12 protein-coding genes are annotated in these 16,824 nt (G+C 71.2%); 7 read left to right on the top strand and 5 right to left on the bottom strand.

The annotated features are described in order from the left end of the window. The first annotated feature begins 52 nt into the window (after window positions 1–52). The 3 genes from ABGB21_RS24125 to ABGB21_RS24115 all read left to right on the top strand — a co-directional run bounded on the left by ABGB21_RS24125 (window position 53) and on the right by ABGB21_RS24115 (window position 4,216). The gene (locus tag ABGB21_RS24125) at window positions 53–1,066 is read left to right on the top strand and encodes a sugar ABC transporter permease (RefSeq protein ID WP_347679693.1); all 1,014 of its coding nucleotides are present in this window, start codon (window positions 53–55) and stop codon (window positions 1,064–1,066) included. After that, window positions 1,063–2,013 carry a carbohydrate ABC transporter permease gene (locus ABGB21_RS24120; RefSeq protein ID WP_347657732.1) on the top strand — a complete coding sequence of 317 codons (951 nt, stop codon included), beginning with the start codon at window positions 1,063–1,065 and terminating at the stop codon, window positions 2,011–2,013. The genes ABGB21_RS24125 and ABGB21_RS24120 overlap by 4 nt, the downstream gene beginning before the upstream one ends. 121 nt (window positions 2,014–2,134) lie before the next feature. After that, window positions 2,135–4,216 carry an arabinofuranosyltransferase gene (locus ABGB21_RS24115; RefSeq protein WP_347679691.1) on the top strand — a complete coding sequence of 694 codons (2,082 nt, stop codon included), beginning with the start codon at window positions 2,135–2,137 and terminating at the stop codon, window positions 4,214–4,216. A gap of 17 nt (window positions 4,217–4,233) precedes the next feature. Here ABGB21_RS24115 and ABGB21_RS24110 read toward each other — a convergent pair whose 3' ends face one another. The 3 genes from ABGB21_RS24110 to ABGB21_RS24100 form a co-directional block, all read right to left on the bottom strand. Beyond that, window positions 4,234–6,474: a copper resistance protein CopC gene (locus tag ABGB21_RS24110; RefSeq protein WP_347679689.1), complete on the bottom strand. Its 2,241-nt coding sequence runs from the start codon at window positions 6,472–6,474 to the stop codon at window positions 4,234–4,236. Window positions 6,475–6,566: 92 nt separating this feature from the next. Further along, complete coding sequence (locus tag ABGB21_RS24105) at window positions 6,567–7,952, bottom strand: multicopper oxidase domain-containing protein (RefSeq protein ID WP_347657735.1); 1,386 nt, start codon at window positions 7,950–7,952, stop codon at window positions 6,567–6,569. 192 nt (window positions 7,953–8,144) lie between these two features. Then, complete coding sequence (locus tag ABGB21_RS24100; RefSeq protein WP_347657736.1) at window positions 8,145–10,379, bottom strand: copper oxidase; 2,235 nt, start codon at window positions 10,377–10,379, stop codon at window positions 8,145–8,147. Window positions 10,380–11,032: 653 nt separating this feature from the next. Between ABGB21_RS24100 and ABGB21_RS24095 the strand changes: the two genes are divergently transcribed. After that, the gene (locus tag ABGB21_RS24095; RefSeq protein ID WP_347657737.1) at window positions 11,033–12,238 is read left to right on the top strand and encodes a cytochrome P450; all 1,206 of its coding nucleotides are present in this window, start codon (window positions 11,033–11,035) and stop codon (window positions 12,236–12,238) included. Continuing rightward, complete coding sequence (locus tag ABGB21_RS24090; protein WP_347657738.1) at window positions 12,235–12,462, top strand: ferredoxin; 228 nt, start codon at window positions 12,235–12,237, stop codon at window positions 12,460–12,462. The genes ABGB21_RS24095 and ABGB21_RS24090 overlap by 4 nt, the downstream gene beginning before the upstream one ends. 21 nt (window positions 12,463–12,483) lie before the next feature. On the opposite strand, the gene ABGB21_RS24085 is transcribed toward ABGB21_RS24090, so the two are convergent. Beyond that, window positions 12,484–13,335 carry an alpha/beta hydrolase gene (locus tag ABGB21_RS24085; RefSeq protein ID WP_347657739.1) on the bottom strand — a complete coding sequence of 284 codons (852 nt, stop codon included), beginning with the start codon at window positions 13,333–13,335 and terminating at the stop codon, window positions 12,484–12,486. Window positions 13,336–13,740: 405 nt separating this feature from the next. On the opposite strand from ABGB21_RS24085, the gene ABGB21_RS24080 reads away from it, so the two are divergent. Both ABGB21_RS24080 and ABGB21_RS24075 read left to right on the top strand, forming a co-directional pair. Beyond that, window positions 13,741–13,941 carry a hypothetical protein gene (locus ABGB21_RS24080; protein ID WP_347679687.1) on the top strand — a complete coding sequence of 67 codons (201 nt, stop codon included), beginning with the start codon at window positions 13,741–13,743 and terminating at the stop codon, window positions 13,939–13,941. A 211-nt stretch (window positions 13,942–14,152) separates the two neighbouring features. Next, complete coding sequence (locus ABGB21_RS24075; RefSeq protein ID WP_347679685.1) at window positions 14,153–15,667, top strand: hypothetical protein; 1,515 nt, start codon at window positions 14,153–14,155, stop codon at window positions 15,665–15,667. Window positions 15,668–15,689: 22 nt separating this feature from the next. Here ABGB21_RS24075 and ABGB21_RS24070 read toward each other — a convergent pair whose 3' ends face one another. After that, window positions 15,690–16,823 carry a glycosyltransferase gene (locus ABGB21_RS24070; protein WP_347679683.1) on the bottom strand — a complete coding sequence of 378 codons (1,134 nt, stop codon included), beginning with the start codon at window positions 16,821–16,823 and terminating at the stop codon, window positions 15,690–15,692. Window position 16,824 lies beyond the last annotated feature (1 nt).

Here is a 16,824-nt window from a genome sequence, read left to right as displayed (position 1 = left end):
GCTGACGGCCGGCGAGGGTGTGCGGGGTTCCGGGCCCCGTACAGCGCACCACGTGGCCGATGCAGTCCCGGCCCGGGACCTGACCGGAAGGTGGGCGTACCAGATGGTGACTCCGACGAACACCGCGAGCCGGGTGCCCGGGCCACCCGCCGGGCGGTGGCGCCTCGGACCGACCGGGCCCCGACGGCAGCCGCCACGACGCCGCAAGCGGGTCGTCACCCCGTACCTGTTCCTGCTGCTTCCGGTGGCGCTGCTGGCGACCTTCACCTACATCCCGGTCGCCAACATGTTCTGGTACAGCGCCACCTCGTGGAACGGGCTCAGCCCGACCAAGGAGTTCGTCGGCGTGGGAAACTACGTCGAGATCCTCACCCGGCCCGAGCTCTTCGGCGTGCTGCGGGTCAGCCTCTACTACATCGGCGCGTCCGTACTGCAGATCGCCCTGGCGCTCTACTTCGCGACCGTCCTCAGCTTCAACGTCAGGTTCCGGAACCTCTTCAAGGGGATCATCTTCTTTCCGTACCTGATCAACGGGGTCGCGATCGCGATGGTCTTCCTGTACTTCTTCCAGCCCGGCGGGACCCTGGACTCGGCGCTCCGGCTCCTCGGACTCGGTGGACTGTCCCAGCAGTGGCTCGGCGACCCAGAGGTGATCAACTATTCGCTGGCCGGGACGTCGGTCTGGCGTTACCTGGGGCTGAACTTCGTGCTCTTCCTCGGCGCCATCCAGTCGATACCCGCCCAGCTCCACGAGGCGGCCGAAATCGACGGCGCGAACCGCTGGCACCAGTTCCGCTACCTGATCCTGCCCGGCATCCGGCCGATCATCGGACTCTCGTTCATCCTGGCCATCTCCGGCTCGCTCGCCGTCTTCGAGATTCCGTGGATCATGACCGGCGGGGCCAACGGCAGCGAGACCTTCGTGATCCAGACCGTCAACATGGCGTTCCGTTACCACAAGGTGGGGCTGGCCTCGGCGATGGCCGTGATCCTGCTCCTGATCGTCCTGCTGGTCACCTGGGTGCAACGCCGGGTCGTTCCCGACGAGAGGGTGAACCTGTCGTGAGCCTGACCGACGATCGCGCGGTGGACCGGATCGGCCGTGCTGGCCGACGGCTGGCCCGGGTCGGCCGTCGAGATCGGCCGGCGCGGCGACCGACGCCCGGCCGACGGCACCGGCCCGAGGGGATCGCAGCCCGGCTGGCCGTCGTCCTGAAGTACCTCTCCCTGCTCGGGGCCGCGCTGCTCGTCCTGCTGCCACTGCTGGTGCTCTTCATGGCCTCGCTGAAGACGAACGACGAGTTCGTCAACGGCGCCCCGTTCGACGCCCCCGGCAACTGGTTCAACCTCGACAACTACGTCACGGCGTTCACCCAGGGCGGCATGCTGCGCGCCTTCGCCAACACCAGCCTGATCCTGCTCGTCTCACTCGCCGGCACGGTCCTGATCGGCTCGATGGCGGCGTACGCGCTCGACCGATTCGAGTTCCGGCTGCGTCGTACGGTCATCGGGTTGTTCCTGCTCGCCACCCTGGTGCCCGGAGTGACCACCCAGGTGGCGACCTTCCAGGTGGTCAACCAGCTCGGCCTGTTCAACACCCGCTGGTCGGCGATCGCCCTGTTCCTGGGCACCGACATCATCTCGATCTACATCTTCCAACAGTTCCTCCGCAGCATCCCCCGGGAACTCGACGAATCCGCCGCCATCGAGGGCGCGGGCCACCTGACCATCTACTTCAGGATCATCCTGCCGCTGCTGAAACCCGCGATCGCCACCGTGGTCATCGTCAAGGGCATCGCCATCTACAACGAGTTCTACATCCCGTTCCTCTACATGCCGGACAGCGAACTCGGGGTGATCTCGACCTCGCTGTTCCGGTTCAAGGGACCGTTCGGCGCGCAGTGGGAGGTGATCTCCGCCGGGGTGATCCTGGTCATCGTCCCCACCCTGATCGTCTTCCTGCTGCTGCAACGCTTCATCTACAACGGGTTCACCAGCGGAGCGACCAAGTGACGGCATCCGCCGTGACGGCCGGGCCGGCCGATCGGCGGCGACCGGGCACCGGCCCCGGAAACCGGGCGACCTCCGCTACCCTACGACGGCCCGCTTCCGTTCACTGATCTCTGGAGCAGCCGTGGCACGCGTTCTTGATGCGACGGACGGACACCCCGACCCGGCGTCCTCCCCCGCCGGCTCCGCCGCGCCCGAGGAGGATGGCGCGGACGCCACCGAGGACAGCGCCTCCGGCCGGCACGACGACGACAGCCCCGACGCCGGCGCGGGAACCACGGCGGGTACGGGCGGCCCGGCCGGACCGGCGCAGGTCCCGGCCGCCGTGGCACCCGTCTCCGACGCGTACGACCCCGGGGTACGCGCCGACCGGCTGCGTCGGGGCCTGGTCGCGGTACGTCCGCTGCTCATCGCCGCCGCCGTCGGACTCGTGGTGCTCGGCATCCAACTGCTCGCCATCCTCGCCGGGGACTACCACCCGTTCTCCGGGCGGGTCCAGTACGGGTTGCGGGCCGGCTCGCTCGTGGTCGGGGCCGTGGCGGTCACCGCGGTCTGGTGGGCCCGGCGTCGTGGACAGTCCTGGGACGCCGACCTGATCCCGGCCCTGTTCGGCGGTCTCGGCGCGCTGACGCTGCTGGTCGGACTGCACGGCACCCCGTACGACCTGTACGCCCTCGACGGCGACCAGTTGTTCCGGACCGCGGCGGTCACCCGGTTCGGAGACTCCTGGTGGGGCGGTGACTACACCTACCGTGGTCTGCCGGCGTACTACGCGCCGACGTACTTCTGGGTGCTGGGCCGGGCCGGGGACCTGGCCGGCGTCGTGCCGTGGCACATGCTCAAGTACGGCACCATCGCGGTCACGTTCCTCGCCCCGATCGTGTCCTACCTGCTGTGGCGGCGAATCGTCACCGCCCGGGTCGCCGCGCTCATCTCCGTGGTGCCCTTCCTCGTCCCCGGTCTCGGCGAGACCTACGCCTGGATCGTCCTCGTGGCGTTCGTGCCCTGGTGGCTGCAGGTGGGGCACGGGTTGACCCGGTCCGGGCTACGGCGTTGGCACCCGCTGGTGCTCGGCGCCATCGGCGCGGTCCTGTTCACGGTCTACTACTATTTCTTTTTCATCATTCCGGTCGCGCTCGTCCTGCACCTGCTGTGGAACCGCCGGCAGGGCCGGATCGCCTGGGGCGACCTGACCCGGCCGCTGGCCGTGCTCGGCGTCTCGGCCCTCGGCTCGAGTCCCTACTGGGCACCGCTCGCCTGGAACTTCCTGACCTCGGCACACTTCGAGTCGTTGAACAACCGGTGGATAACCCTGCAGTCGGGGCGGCTCGCCCTACCGATGCTGGAGCCCTCGGTAATCGGGGTGCTCTGTCTAATCGGTCTGGTCTTCCTGGTGGTGACGGCCCGCGAGGCACTGTCCCGGGCGCTGCTGGTCCTCCTGGTGTCGACGTACGTCTGGCACGCGGTCGGTTTCCTCTTCCTGGTCGTGTCGAAGCCATTGATGTCGTTCCGGATGCGTGAACTGGTGCCGGTGATCCTGCTCGCGGCGGCGGCGATGGCCCTGGTGCGCGTGGCCGGCTACGCCCACCGCCACCTGACCGCCGCCGTGGTCGGGCGGCTCGCGGCCACCGGCGGGGTGCTGCTCGCGGTCTTCGCCGGCGACCGGTTCGTCGACGTCGTCCTGGCGGACATCCACCACGCGCACAACCGGACCCTGCCGAACGGGCAGCTGCCGGGATTCCACCGGCCCGAGGCGGTGGCCTGGAAACCCGCGCCGGCCCGGTTGAGCGAGATCATCGACGCCCGCTACCAGGGGCCGGGCCGGCCGGTGGTGCTCACCGCCAACTCGGACCTGATGGCCCTCTACCCCTACTACGGCTTTGTGCAGTTCAACGCCAACTACAGCCATCCCACCGGCCGGTTCAAGCAACGCCTGGCCTTCCTCACCGAGCTGGGCCGGTCCGCAAGCCCCGCCGAGTTCGCCGCGCGCCTGCGGGACAACCCGTACGACCGGGTCGACGTCATCGTGCTGCCGGTCAAGGACGACAAGCTGCTCTTCAGGTACCGCGCCGACGAGTTCCCGTTCGGCACCAACCCGCAGGAGATCAGCCTTCCGAGGAACCTGGTGCAGCCGGAACAGTTCGACATCACGATGGTGGATGGCACCCTGGTCGCGGTACTCCGGCCGCCGGCAACTGGCGGATAATCCGACGGCCGGCCCGGTCACGGCGAGATCGTGACCGGGATCCGTACCGTCGTCTGGTCGACGTCGGACGTCCGGATCGTCACCGCCGCCTCCCACGCACCGGGCAACGGCACCGTGACCGTGCCGAGGTGATGACCGGGCCCGGCGGCCCGCAGTGACACGTCGAGCGGACCCAGGTCGCGCTCTGCCAGCCGGAGCGCGACCCGGATCTCCGGCACCTCCTTCGGCCGGCCGGCCGGATCCAGGATCGACACGTGTGCGGTGACGTCGCCGACCCGGCGCGGCAGCAGGTCGAAGAGGAGCAGTCCCTCGGCGGCGGGGCCGGAGCCGGCGTCGAACCGGACCGGCCCCCGGTTGGTCTCGGCCGTAGCCGCGGTGCCCGCCGGCGCGGCCGGTCCGGCGGCGCCGGCCGGTGGGCCGGCCAGCCGGTCCGCGTACGCGCCCCGGGCGGGCGGGGTCGCGACCAGCGCCGCGGTCACGCCCAGGACGGCCAGCCCCAGGACGATCTCGAACGAGATCCGGCGTCCGAAGTGGTAGAGCTGGTGCGGATCCGGATCGGACGGCCCGACCCGGCGGGTCGGAGCGGTCGCCGGTCCGCCTCCCGAACCGGTCCGACCACCCGTCGACGCGCCGACCTTCATGTCCGGGGTGCCCGTCGACGCGCCGGTCCGCCCCGCCGGGCCGCCCGCCGCCCCGTCCGCCGCAGTGCCGGCCTTCAACACCGCAGCGCCGGCCGTCACCACCGGAGCGCCGGCCTTCAGCGCCGGAGCGCCCGTCGACGCGCCGACCTTCACCGCCCGGGGACCGACCCGTACCGCTGGGGTGTGGTCCGGCCTGGTCGGGGCTGCCCCCGGCGGCCGGGCGGTGCGGCGAACGACCGGAACGGCGGCGGCCGGGCGGCCCGGATAGTGCCGCCGCACCCAGGACCGGGCCAGCGTGCCCAGTGCGAGCAGCACCAGGACGAGGCTCAGTTTCACCAGCAGCAGCCGTCCGTAGGGCGTCTCCAGCAGCGCGGGCAGGCTGCCCACCTGTCGCCAGAGCTGGAACATCCCGGTGACGACCAGCAGTCCGACGCTGACCTGGGCGCTGCGGGAGAAGGCCGGTACGGCGGTACGCATCGCCGAGACGTCCCTGGCCGGCAGCAGCACCCCGGCCAGCACGACCAGGCCGCCGAGCCAGACGGCCATCGCGACCAGGTGGACCACGTCGGAGACCAGCGCGGGCACCCGGTACTCCCCCGCCGCGCTGTGGTTGGCGACTCCCCAGGTGACCGCGAGTCCGGCGCCGACGAGCAGGACGGCAACCGGAGGCAGCACCCGGGCCGCCGGCCGACGCGGGCCGCTCCCCGCCCCGGTGCCGGTGCTGGGCCGGCGGGTCAGCACCAGCAGGGCCGGGATCAGCAGGATCAGCAGCCCGGTCCGGACGATCAGCGCCACGCCGAGCCGGGTGTCGAGGGTGGTGGCCAGGAGCGCGCCGTCGAACGCGCGGCGAAGCGGCAGGTCGGCGACGTACGGGCCGTACGCGAGAAACGCGGCCAGCCCGCTGACCAGCGACGCCGCCCACCCCAGCCAGAGCAGCCGTCGTACGCCGCGTCGCACGGCACCGGCCGGCCAGGCGTACGTCACGAAGAAGGCGACACCGACCAGCAGTGCCAGGGCGGCGAAACCGGTCCACCGGAGGACGCCGTACGCCGGCCCGGCACGGGACCCGGAGGATCCGGCGCCCGGGGCCCGATCCGTCGCGGCGACCGGGCTGCCGGCGGCCCCGACGCTGAACGTGAAGGCGCCGCCGACCGGGTGGCTGTCCGCGGAGGTGACCCGCCAGGCCACCGTGTAGCCGCCGTCGGGCAGGGCGGCCGGAAGCGGCACCTCCACGGTGGTGGCGTCACCGGGCGGATGGCCCGGTACGCCCACCGACACCGGTTCACCACGGCTGTCGAAGAGTCGTACGCCCTCGACCGGGATCGTCACCGGCTCGGTGAACTGCAGTCGCAGGCGCTCGGGTGGGCGCTGGTACACCTGTCCCTGGGCGGGGACGGACCGGACCAGTTCGGCGTGTGCCCGGGCGGGGGCCGGTCCGGCCAGCGCCCCCAGGGCCGTACCGGCGAGCACGGCGAGCAGCACGGCGACGGCCGCGACACGGTGGAGCCGGAGGGCGGCCACGCCTCGGTGGAGCCGGCGGGTGGCGACCTGGAATGTCCTCGGCGTGACGGGTGGGCCGGTGGGAAGGGCGGGCGGCCGGCTCGGGTGACGGGGCATCGTGCGGGTCCTCTCGGGGCGGGCGGCGCGTACCGGCCCGGCGTCGCGGGGCCGGGCCGGTACGCGGGAAGGGAGTGTGACGGTTCAGCCGGCTACGCCGTCACGTCGAGGACCGTGACCAGCCCGATCATCCCGTCCGGTCCTTCCGAGTGGGAGAAGATGTGGCAGTGGAACAGCCACTTCCCCACCTCTCTGGGCTGGAAGATGATGTCGAAGGTCTGTCCCGGTGCCACGGTCAGCGTGTCCACCGTGTAGGGCGAGGCGAGTTTGATCCCGTCCTGGGCGACCACCTGGAACGACATCCCGTGCAGGTGCATCGGGTGGACCATCTCCGGCCCGGTGCCGATCAGCCGGATGTGCACCCGCTGCCCCAGCTTCGCGGCCAGCGGCGTGGTCGAGGGGTACGACCTGCCGTTGATCGTGAAGCCGTTGGATCCGTCCCCGATGGCGAGGGTGTAGTGCTTGTCGGCGGCGATGTCGCCCAGGGTCGGGGTGACCACCAGGGCGCCGTACAGACCCTTGCCGACCTGGCCGCCGCCCATGTGTGAGTGGTACCAGTGGGTGCCGGTGGTCTTGGCGGTCCACTCGTAGACGTAGGTCTCCCCCGGCATGATGTGCGGCTGGGTGAGATCGGGTACGCCGTCCTGAGCGTTCGGCAACTCCATCCCGTGCCAGTGCACCGCGGTGTGCTCCGGCAGGTTGTTCTGCACGATGAACCGCAGCTTGTCGCCCTCGTTCACCTTCAGGGTCGGTCCGGGGACGATGCCGTTGAAGGCGTACGCCGGTCTGACCACCCCGGCCGACACCTCCAGGTTCAACGGGGCCATGCAGAGTTTGAACACCTTGACCCCGCCGACCGTCTCGTACGTCGCCAGCCGGGTGCCGTCGCCCTGCTCGGCGCCGACGGTCGGGCTCTGGCAGGGCGGTGCTCCCGGCGGCGGCCCGGTCGGGGTCGGGGTCGGGGTCGGCCCTCCGGTGGGGGTGGGCGTCGGCGTGGCGGTCGGGGTCGGCGTCGGACCGGCGGTGGTGGGCCGGGGTGTGGTCGGGGTGGGCCCGGCGGTGGTCGGCGGCGTCGACCCGGCGTTGATGGTGCCGAGCATGTACGGGTGGTTGCCGCAGAAGTAGGAGTACGAGCGGGCCGCGGTGATGGTCACCGTGAAGCTGGCGCCCGGCGGCAGGTCGGGCGAGGTGAAGTCACCCCGGATCATGTGCAGGGTGCCGTCGGTCTCCTGGTTGACGAAGGTCACGGTGTCCCCAGGGGCGACGTTGAGCACCTCCGGGGAGAAGGTGAAGTTCCGGATCGTGACCGTGTGGTTGGCGGCCATCGCGGCCTGTGGGGCGAAGATGGCCGCGCCCGCCGCGATCACCGCGAGGGCGAGCAGGGCGGATACGACGAGCCGCCGGACCGGCGGCGAGGTGGTTCTCAGCACCTGCCGGAGGACGGCGAACCGCCGTCCCGGCAAGCTCAGGTCGGACATGGGGTCTCTCCTCGTCTACGCTTCCTGGGAGCGCGCGGCATCGCGGGCCGGCCGGCACCCGTCGAAGGCGGGTCGGCTGCCCGGCGCCACACGATGTGAGCCGCCCCTGAGCGAGGGAGGGACCGTCCGCTTCACGGTCCCTCCCTCCCACTGAACCTTCTGAGGAAGGTTCACTCGTCGGGGTCGGGAGTGTCAGGAGCAGATGCCGGTGTTGATCGGGTTCAGCTGGGCACAGGTGAGCTGGTCGGCCATGGCGGCCGGGGTGTTCTGGACCCAGCCGTTGTAGACGATCGGGAACGCGAAGACGCCCTGACCGCCCATGCCGTTGTAGCCGGTGACGGTGTCGTCGGTGGCCGTGCCGGCCGCCGCGTCGAGCACCATCCGGCCGACCACGGCCGCGTCGGCGGGGTTGCCGTCGCCGTTGGGATCGCCGTCCACCACGGCCATCGCGTTGGAGAACTTGCTCGACACGTAGGCGTAGTAACCGCCGCCCCGCTTGGCTCCGAAGTTGATGCCGTGGCAGCCGGAGTCACAGGGCAGGGTTTTCACCACCTTGTCGGTCTCGGTGTCGATCACCATGACGTTGCTGGTCAGCGTGTTGGCGACCAGGACGTACTGGCCGTCGGGACTGACCGGGATCTGGATCGGCAGGCCACCGAAGGGTCCAGTGGTGGCGCCGCTGACCGGGTCGTAGGTGTCCCACAGGTCGATCGCCTTGTAGCCGACGGTGCCGCCGCTGTCGGCGCGGCAGGCCGGCCCGGCCAGCGATATGCAGGAGACGCTCTGGCCGAGGAAGTTCGCCACGTAGTACTTGGAGCTGTCCGGCATCATGCCGGTGGCGATCGGCAGTTCCTCGGTCTGCATCTTGGTGATGGCCCCGGTCGGTACGTCGACCACGGTGGAGTCGTGGTGGTTGACGTTCGGGGTGACCATCGTCTGGCCGTCCGCGCTCATCCAGTGTGCGTGTGGGTGGGCCGGGGTCTCGCCCGGTCCCTGCACCAGGATCCGCCGGTCGACCGCGGTCGCCCCGGGACTCAGTTCGACCACCGCGTTACCGCCGTTGATGGCGACGTGCAGCTGGTCGGTGTCGGCCCGGGTCATCACGTGTGACGGATCCGGGCCGACCTGGATGGTCCGGACGAGTTGCCCGGTGGTGCGGTCGAAGACGGTGAGCCGGTCGGAGAACCACTCGGTCTGGTAGATGTACCGCCCGTCCCGGTCGCTCCACATGTTGTGCGGGTTGTTCATGTTGATCTGCGGCAGCGCGACCTTCCGAGCCACTGTCCAGTTGACCACGTCGACCTTGGTCGCCGCCCCGGACTTGGACTTGCCGGCGAACTGTTCCATCTGGGTGTCGACCCAGACCTCGCCGACGCCGGGGACCGCCGGTCGCTGGGTCAGCGCCGGCAGGGTGACCCCCTCGTTGAACTTGCTCTCGTAGAAGGCGTCCAGGAGCGGCACCAGCACCGGCTGGCCGGCGGCGTCGTACATCAGGATCGGGGCCGGCGGGTACGACGGGTTCCACGCCCGCTCCTCGGTGTTGCTGTACGTCTGCCAGTTGGTCGGCGAGGTGATCCGGAAGAACTTCTGCACCAGCTGCTGCACCACGTCGGACGAGCTGGGCACCACCATGCCGCCCTTGACCGCGACGTTGAGCTGGCGGCCGAAGTCGAGACCCGGGGTCAGCGGGTCGTCGACCACCACCGCGCCGAGCATGTACGGATGGATCTTGCAGGCCCAGGCGTACAGCCCCGGTTCGGCCAGCGACGTCTCGACGTCGCCGATGAACGCACTGCCCTGGTCGAACTCCGGTGCCCCGACCGGCCAGATGAGGCTGGTGACCGAGTGCGCCGAAGCGGCGTCCGGGGCCGCCACCTTGAACTTCGCCTTCGGGACCAGGCTCAGGTCCCGGGGGGCGATCTCCTGCAGGTCCGCCAGGGTGTCCATCAGGCTGAGCCCGACCGGCAGGCTGGACAGCGGCACCGCGTCGCTGGCGCTGCTGCCGGTCAGTTGCTGCCGCAGCTGGTTGACCTGGGTCTTGGCCCGCTGCACGGTGGGGTTCAGGAAGCCCAGCACCCCACCGGCGTCGTCGATCGCGTCGTTGAGCTCGTCGAGGTTGAGCAACGTGGTGAGGTCGACCCCGAGCTGGCCGAGCAGCGGTGCGTCACCGTCGATGATCGGCAGGTTGAGCAGCTCGCCGAGGTTGCCGTTGAGCAGCGGAATGCTGTCCAGCGGCAGGTCGAGCAGCCGGGTCCGGGGCGTCACCGCGACGCCGAGCGAGTTGGTGCCGAACAGGGTCGCGCCGGTGTCGAACCAGGCGCCCTGGTTGTCGGTGAGGTCGAACATGACGGGTACGCCGACACCGACCGGGTTGGCGCGGGCCGACACCGGCACACCGAGCCCGGCGACGATCAGGACCGGCACCATCAGCCGGGCCCACCGTCGCCGGGTGGCTCTGCGGCGTGCGGCACGCACACCATCGGGTGGGGGGTGCATATCTGCTCCTCCTGGACGGGATGGGGGGACGGGGGCGTCCGGCGCGGATGCGCGGGCCGCCACCGCGGGCGCCGGTCGAACCGGCGGTGGCCGGGTCGTCCGTTCGGCCCAGCCACACCCGACAGCAGGCCAGTCAGCGGTTACACGGATTCGCCAGGAGCGCGAAAGACTCGATTAACGAAAGTCTTCAATGCCCTGCTCGCGGATGTGCACGGGACGAAACACCGCTGATCGCGAGCGGCGCGGCACCGTCCGAAATGGCCGGTAGCCGGTGGACGGTCGGCCGAGGCGGCCTGACCGATCGGCCGATCGTGGGATGGCCGGTCGACCCAGGCATCGACAGGGGTCACCGCACGGCATCCAGCAGCAAGGGTAACCCGGGATACTCACAGCCGCCCACCCGGATCCCGGCCGCCGGAGAATCCGGCACATCGCGCGCGCCCCGGCCGGGCGCCGGCACCAATGGTATCGATCATCATAATTCGATACGATCCGCGATCAGTGATTCACCCGGCGCTGACGGGCCTCCGGACAGCCGCGCCCGCCCGGCATGCCGACCGCCGACCGCTGACAGGAGGACCGCGATGACGGACAGCCGGCAGGTGACCGCCCGACCGTACCCGTTCTCCGCCCCCGACCGGCTCACCGTCGATCCCCGGTACGCCGAGTTGCGGCGGACCGAGCCGGTGATCCGGGTCCGGCTCCCGTACGGCGAGGAGGGCTGGCTCGCCACCCGCTACCACGACGTACGAACCGTGCTGGGTGACGCCCGGTTCAGCCGGGCCGCCTCGCTGGACCACGACGAGCCGCGGATCAGCCCACGACCGCTGGGCAGCGGCCTGCTCTCGATGGATCCACCGGAGCACACCCGACTGCGACGGCTCGCCGCGAAGGCGTTCACCGCCCGCCGGGTGGAGCTGCTGCGGGCCCGTGCCCAGCAGATCGCCGACGAACTGGTCGACGACATGGTCAAGGCCGGCCCTCCGGTCGACCTGGTGGAACGGTTCGCCACCCCACTGCCGATCCAGGTCATCTGCGAACTGCTCGGGGTGCCGTTCGACGACCGGCACCTCTTCCACGTCTGGTCGGGGGCAATCGTCTCGACCACCTCGATGAGCCCGGAGAAGATCGAGGAGTACCTGCAGAACCTGTACGGCTACATCGGCGGGCTGCTCGCGAAGCGCCGGGACGCACCGACCGACGACCTGCTCAGTGCCATGGTGCAGGCCCGCGACGAGAACCAGGACCGGCTCACCGAGTTCGAGGTGGTGCAGTTCGCCGCCGGCCTGCTCGCGGCCGGACACGAGACGACGGTGACCCAGATCCCGAACTTCGTCTACGTGCTGCTGGAGAACCCGGCGGAACTGGACCGGCTGCGCGCCGACCCCGCGCTGATGCCGTCCGCGGTGGAGGAGCTGCTGCGCTACGTACCGCTCGGGGTCGCCTCGGCCTTCCCCCGGTACGCGCTCGAGGATGTCGAGCTCGGCGGGGTGCTGGTCCGGGCCGGGGAGCCGGTGCTCGCGTCGCTCACCTCGGCCAACCGCGACGGCGAGGTCTTCGCCGATCCGGACCGGCTCGACCTGGGCCGGGATCCGAACCCGCACGTCGGCTTCAGCCACGGCGTGCACCACTGCGTCGGCGCGCAACTCGCCCGGATGGAACTCCAGGTGGCGCTCCGTACGCTGGTCAGCCGACTGCCCGGGTTGCGGCTCGCGGTGCCGGAGCCGGAACTGGTCTGGAAGAGCGGGCTGATCGTGCGCGGCCTGATCTCCCTGCCGGTGACCTGGTGACCGGCGCCTGGCGGGTCAGCGTCGACCCGGCACGCTGCATCGGCTCGGGCATCTGCGCCGGCACCGCCGCCGACCATTTCCGGCTGGTCGACGGTTTCGCCACCCCGGTCTCCCCGACCACACCGCCGGCCGAACCGGTACGCGACGCGGCGGAGTCCTGCCCGGTCGAGGCGATCACGGTCCGGGACGCGGCCGACGACCGGCTGATCGCGCCGGAGCCCTGACCCGGGGCCGGGAACCAGTGCTCAGGCCAGCGCCTCGGCCGGGGTCCGGATGAAGTCGAGCAGCGCCTGGTTGACCTCGTCGGCGTGGGTCCACGGGATGCCGTGCGGCGCGCCCGGCAGGGTGAGCAGCCGGCTGCCCGGCACCGCGGCGTGCATCCGCTGCCCGGTGACCGGGTACGGCAGCACCCGGTCCGCGTCCCCCTGGATGATCAGGGACGGTACGTCGAGCCGGGCCAGGTCCTGCCGGAAGTCGGTCAGCCAGGTGGTGATGGAGGCGAGCGTCCCGATCGGCGAGGCGCCGACCGCGGTGTGCCAGTTGGCCCGGACCACCTCCTCGCTGACCCGCTGGCCGAGGTTCTCGTCGAGGTTGTAGAAGTCGTGCATGAAACTGGTCTGGTAGGCCGGTCGGTCGGCGATGACCGACTGCATGAAGCCCTCGAAGACGCTCTGGTCCACGCCCTCCGGGTTGTCGTCGGTCTTCAGCAGGTACGGCGGGATCGGGGAGATGAAGATCGCGCGGCTGACCCGGACCGAGCCGTAGTTGGCGAGGTACCGGGTCACCTCGCCGGTCCCCATCGAGTGGCCGACCAGGACGACGTCGGTCAGGTCCAGCTCGTTCATCACGATGTTCAGGTCGGCGGCGAAGGTGTCGTAGTCGTAGCCGATCGTCGGCTGACCGGAGGCACCGAAACCCCGGCGGTCGTAGGCGATGGTCCGGTAGCCGGCGCCGAGCAGCGGCCCGATCTGCTTCTCCCAGGCTGCGCTGCTGAGCGGGAAACCGTGGATCAGCACCACCGGTTGCCCGGCACCATGATCCTCGTAGTACAGGTCGATGGGCGCGGAGTTCTCCACGCCGACGGTCAGATAGGGCACCCGACTCTTTCCTCTCGCGTACTCGCCTCGCTGGCCCGGCCACCCGTTGCCCAGAGGTCGTGGTGGGCGGCAGTCCGCGCGCTGACGACCGGCACCAGCCAGTTGGGTAGCAATTGCGTGGATTGCCGGACTTGCCGCGCGGTCAGCGTACCGAGCCGCAGCCGACCGCAGCGGCGGAACAGCGCTATTACCCCACAAGGCGACCGACGGCCCGCCGTACCAGCCCCGGGTGGCGGCAGCGGTGCGCGCGGCGCTGACCGACGCCCCGCCCCGGCGCCTGGTGGTGCTGGTCGGCCACAGCGACGCCGGCGTCCGGCTCCCCACGGTCCGCGCCGCGCTCGGCCGCCCGGTCACCGCCTCGGCTTTGTCGACGCGGCGCTACCGGCCCCTCCCGGCCCCACCCCGGTGGCACCCGAGACACGGTTGGCGGCAATACGGGAGCCGGCCGGTCCGGACGGGTGGCTCCCCCGCTGGACCGACCGGTACGACGAGGTCGAGATCGTCGGCCTGTTCCCCGCCACCGCCATCCTGACCCTGGCCGACGGGACCAGGCGGTCCGCGGACGACCCGGTCGCCGGCCGTCCACATCAGACGGATCCCGGGTAGCGCCACCAGGACGGCGTAGGTGTCCGTCCGGATCGGTGCATGCACCGGTGGTCGCCACGGAGTAAACCGGACGGCGGGACACTCTGCGTCAACGGGCGGGTACTATCGCCGGGCGACCGGGCGGGTCAGCACGCGACCGGCAGTGCCGCGGAGGGCAGGGTGGCCCCGGCGCACTAGGATCCGCAGACGGGAACGGCGGAAGTGGGTGGGGATGCAGCCAGTGGGTCCGTACCGGTTCATCGAAGCGATCAGTGTCTGTCAGGTCGGCAGTGTCTGGTCCGCCATCGACGGGCAGGGCAATTCTTTCACCGCCGCCGTCCTCGACGCCGCGGTGGCGACCGATCAACGCTGGCGGGACGCGTTCGCCGGGACGGCACACGCGCTGGCACAGCCGGGCGGCGGCGGATCACGCTTCGCGCACGCCGACCTCACCGCGCCGGCGCCCTGGGTCGCGTACTCCGCCGCCGACAGCGCCGGCGCGGAACAACTCTTCCTGGCCCTCGGTATGGAGTGCCGACCGCTGGGGTCGGTCACGGCCGACGACGAGGCGGCCACCATGAAAAACCCGGTCGTGGCGGCCGGACCGGTGCCGTCGTCCCCGTCGGACGGGTCCAACGGGCTGGCGGCCGGATCCGACCCGACCGGATCCGACGAGGAACTGGCCAGCCCGACGACCAAGTTGGCGCCGACCGCGAGTCCACCGAACGGCCCCTGGCAGGCCGGTCCGCCGCAGCCCGGCGTGGCCCCGGACCCGGTCTCCGCCCCGCCGCACCCGGTCTCCGTACCCCCACACCAGACCTCGGGCCCGCCGCACCAGATCTCCGTACCCCCACACCAGATCTCCGTACCCCCACACCAGACCTCGGGCCCGCCGCACCAGATCTCGGTGCCGCCCGAGCAGACCTCCGGTCCGCCGATGCCGCTGCCGGAGATGCCGGGGACCTATCCCACCAGCGGGCCCCCGTCGCCGGACCCCTCCGGGTACGACCCGCTCTACTCGCCGGTGCGGCACATCGTGCCCTCGGAGCCCGCGCCGAGCCGTCGCCGGCTCTGGATCCTGGTCGGCGCCGCCGCGGTCGTCGTCGTGCTGGCCGTCAGCGCAACGGTGTTCGCGCTCAGTCAGGGCGGCGACGACCCGGTCACCCCGACCACCAGCCCGACGGCCGAGGCGCTGCCGCCGATGCCGTCGCCGACCAACCCGCCGCTGCAACCCGGGCTCGAGCCGCCGACCGCCGGGGCGTGGCCGACCAAGTGGCCGAGCTTCACCGAGCGGGACAACGTCCGAACCCTGTCCGACCTGGAAGGGCTGGGCTTCCAGCTCAAGGTGCCGGCCGGCTGGGAGTGCAGCCTCGCCGGACGGGCTCAGGGATTCGTCAGGTACAACTGCGGCGTACCCGACGGCGCGGGGCCGAAGTACGGCGGTGAACTGGTCGTCCGGGACTGCCCGCAACCGTGTGACGAGGCACAGCAGGTCGCCATGCGGCAGGCCGAGGAGGCCTGGGGGCAACGGTGGATCCGCAGCGGCCAGCACTCGACGTACGTCGAGACGAGCTCGCTGGAGGAGAACGGTGAGCCGCGGCACGGTCTCGTGGTGGTCGCCTTCTTCCGGGGCGGTGACGACGGGGTGGTCAACCGGCAACTGGTGCTGCGCCTGACCGCGCCCCGGGACGGCGCGTTGGAGCTGCGCCGGGTGGCGACCTACCTGCGGAACACCCTGATCTTCTGAGGCCACCGCCCGGGGGTGCCGGTCATCCCCGGGCGCCCGCCTCCAGCCAGGCGGTGATCCGGGCCGCGAACTCCCGGGTCGAGAACCGCTCGGCCGACGTCCTCGTCCGCTCCGCCGTCAGCTCCGGCAGCCGCCGGACGAGCGGCCCGTAGTCGCGCGGGTCCAGGGAGTCGACGAGGAAGCCGGTCTCCCCGTCCACCACCGTTTCCAGCAGGCCGCCCCGCCGCAGACCCAGTACCGGAGTGCCGCACGCCTGCGCCTCCACCGGGATGATGCCGAAGTCCTCGTGGACCGGGAAGAGCAGCGCCCGGGCACCCCAGTAGAGCCGGCGCAGCCGGGCCCGGTCCGGCCGGACCTCGAACGTGACCGGCACCGAGGCCCGCGCCGCGGCCCGACGCAACTGACGCTCCTGTGGCCCGGAACCCGCGATGACCAACGGCAGCCCGGCGGCGTCCGCGATCGCGATGATCAGGTCGAAGTTCTTGTACGGGATCCAGCGTCCCACCCCGAGCAGGTAGTCCCGGGACTGGTGCCGGTCCGCCTCGGGCGCGGCGGCGAAGAAGTCCACGTCCACCGGCGGGTTGATCACCTCCGCGTCGCGCCGCCAGTACCGGCGGATCCGGGCCTGGACCTCCCGCGAGTTCGCCGCGTAACCGTGCACGTGCCGGCTGAGCCGTACGTCGAGGGCCTGCAGGGCCCGGCGGGGCGGGACCAGCAGGGGATGCGCACCCCGCCCGTCGAAGGACGGACTCCAGACGTACCGCGCCGGCGAGTGGACGTAGCTCAGGTAGCGGGTCGGCCCGGGTGGACCGAGCCGGACGGTGTGCGCGAAGGCATGGCTGGAGGAGACCACCACGTCGAAGCGCTCCCGACTGAGCGTCCGCCAGACCAGGGGCATCAGGGGCAGCGCCGCCGCCTTCGTCCGCCGCAACGGGGTCTTCGCCAGCCACGACTCACGCAGCCCCGGCTCGTCGGCGTCACGGTCCTTCCAGAGCACGAACCGTTCGGCGTGCGGTACCTGTGCCGCGATCTGCCGGAAGACGTTCTCCGAACCGCCGGTGGCGCCGAACCACTCGTGCACCACGGCGACGGAACGCCCGGCGAGGCAACCGGCCGGCGTGTTCCGGATCTCGGGACCGTCCACGTGCGACTCCATC

Source organism: Plantactinospora sp. B24E8 (assembly GCF_039871735.1).
Lineage (GTDB): Bacteria > Actinomycetota > Actinomycetes > Mycobacteriales > Micromonosporaceae > Plantactinospora.
The sequence above is the reverse complement of the archived record's forward strand: the minus strand, read 5'-3'. Positions and strand labels throughout refer to the sequence as shown.

Coding starts and splice junctions, on each gene's coding strand:
- ABGB21_RS24110 (WP_347679689.1), bottom strand. CDS start 6,474: ATGCCCCGTCACCCGAGCCGGCCGCCCGCCCTTCCCACCGGCCCACCC.
- ABGB21_RS24105 (WP_347657735.1), bottom strand. CDS start 7,952: ATGTCCGACCTGAGCTTGCCGGGACGGCGGTTCGCCGTCCTCCGGCAG.
- ABGB21_RS24100 (WP_347657736.1), bottom strand. CDS start 10,379: ATGGTGCCGGTCCTGATCGTCGCCGGGCTCGGTGTGCCGGTGTCGGCC.
- ABGB21_RS24095 (WP_347657737.1), top strand. CDS start 11,033: ATGACGGACAGCCGGCAGGTGACCGCCCGACCGTACCCGTTCTCCGCC.
- ABGB21_RS24075 (WP_347679685.1), top strand. CDS start 14,153: ATGCAGCCAGTGGGTCCGTACCGGTTCATCGAAGCGATCAGTGTCTGT.
- ABGB21_RS24070 (WP_347679683.1), bottom strand. CDS start 16,823: ATGGAGTCGCACGTGGACGGTCCCGAGATCCGGAACACGCCGGCCGGT.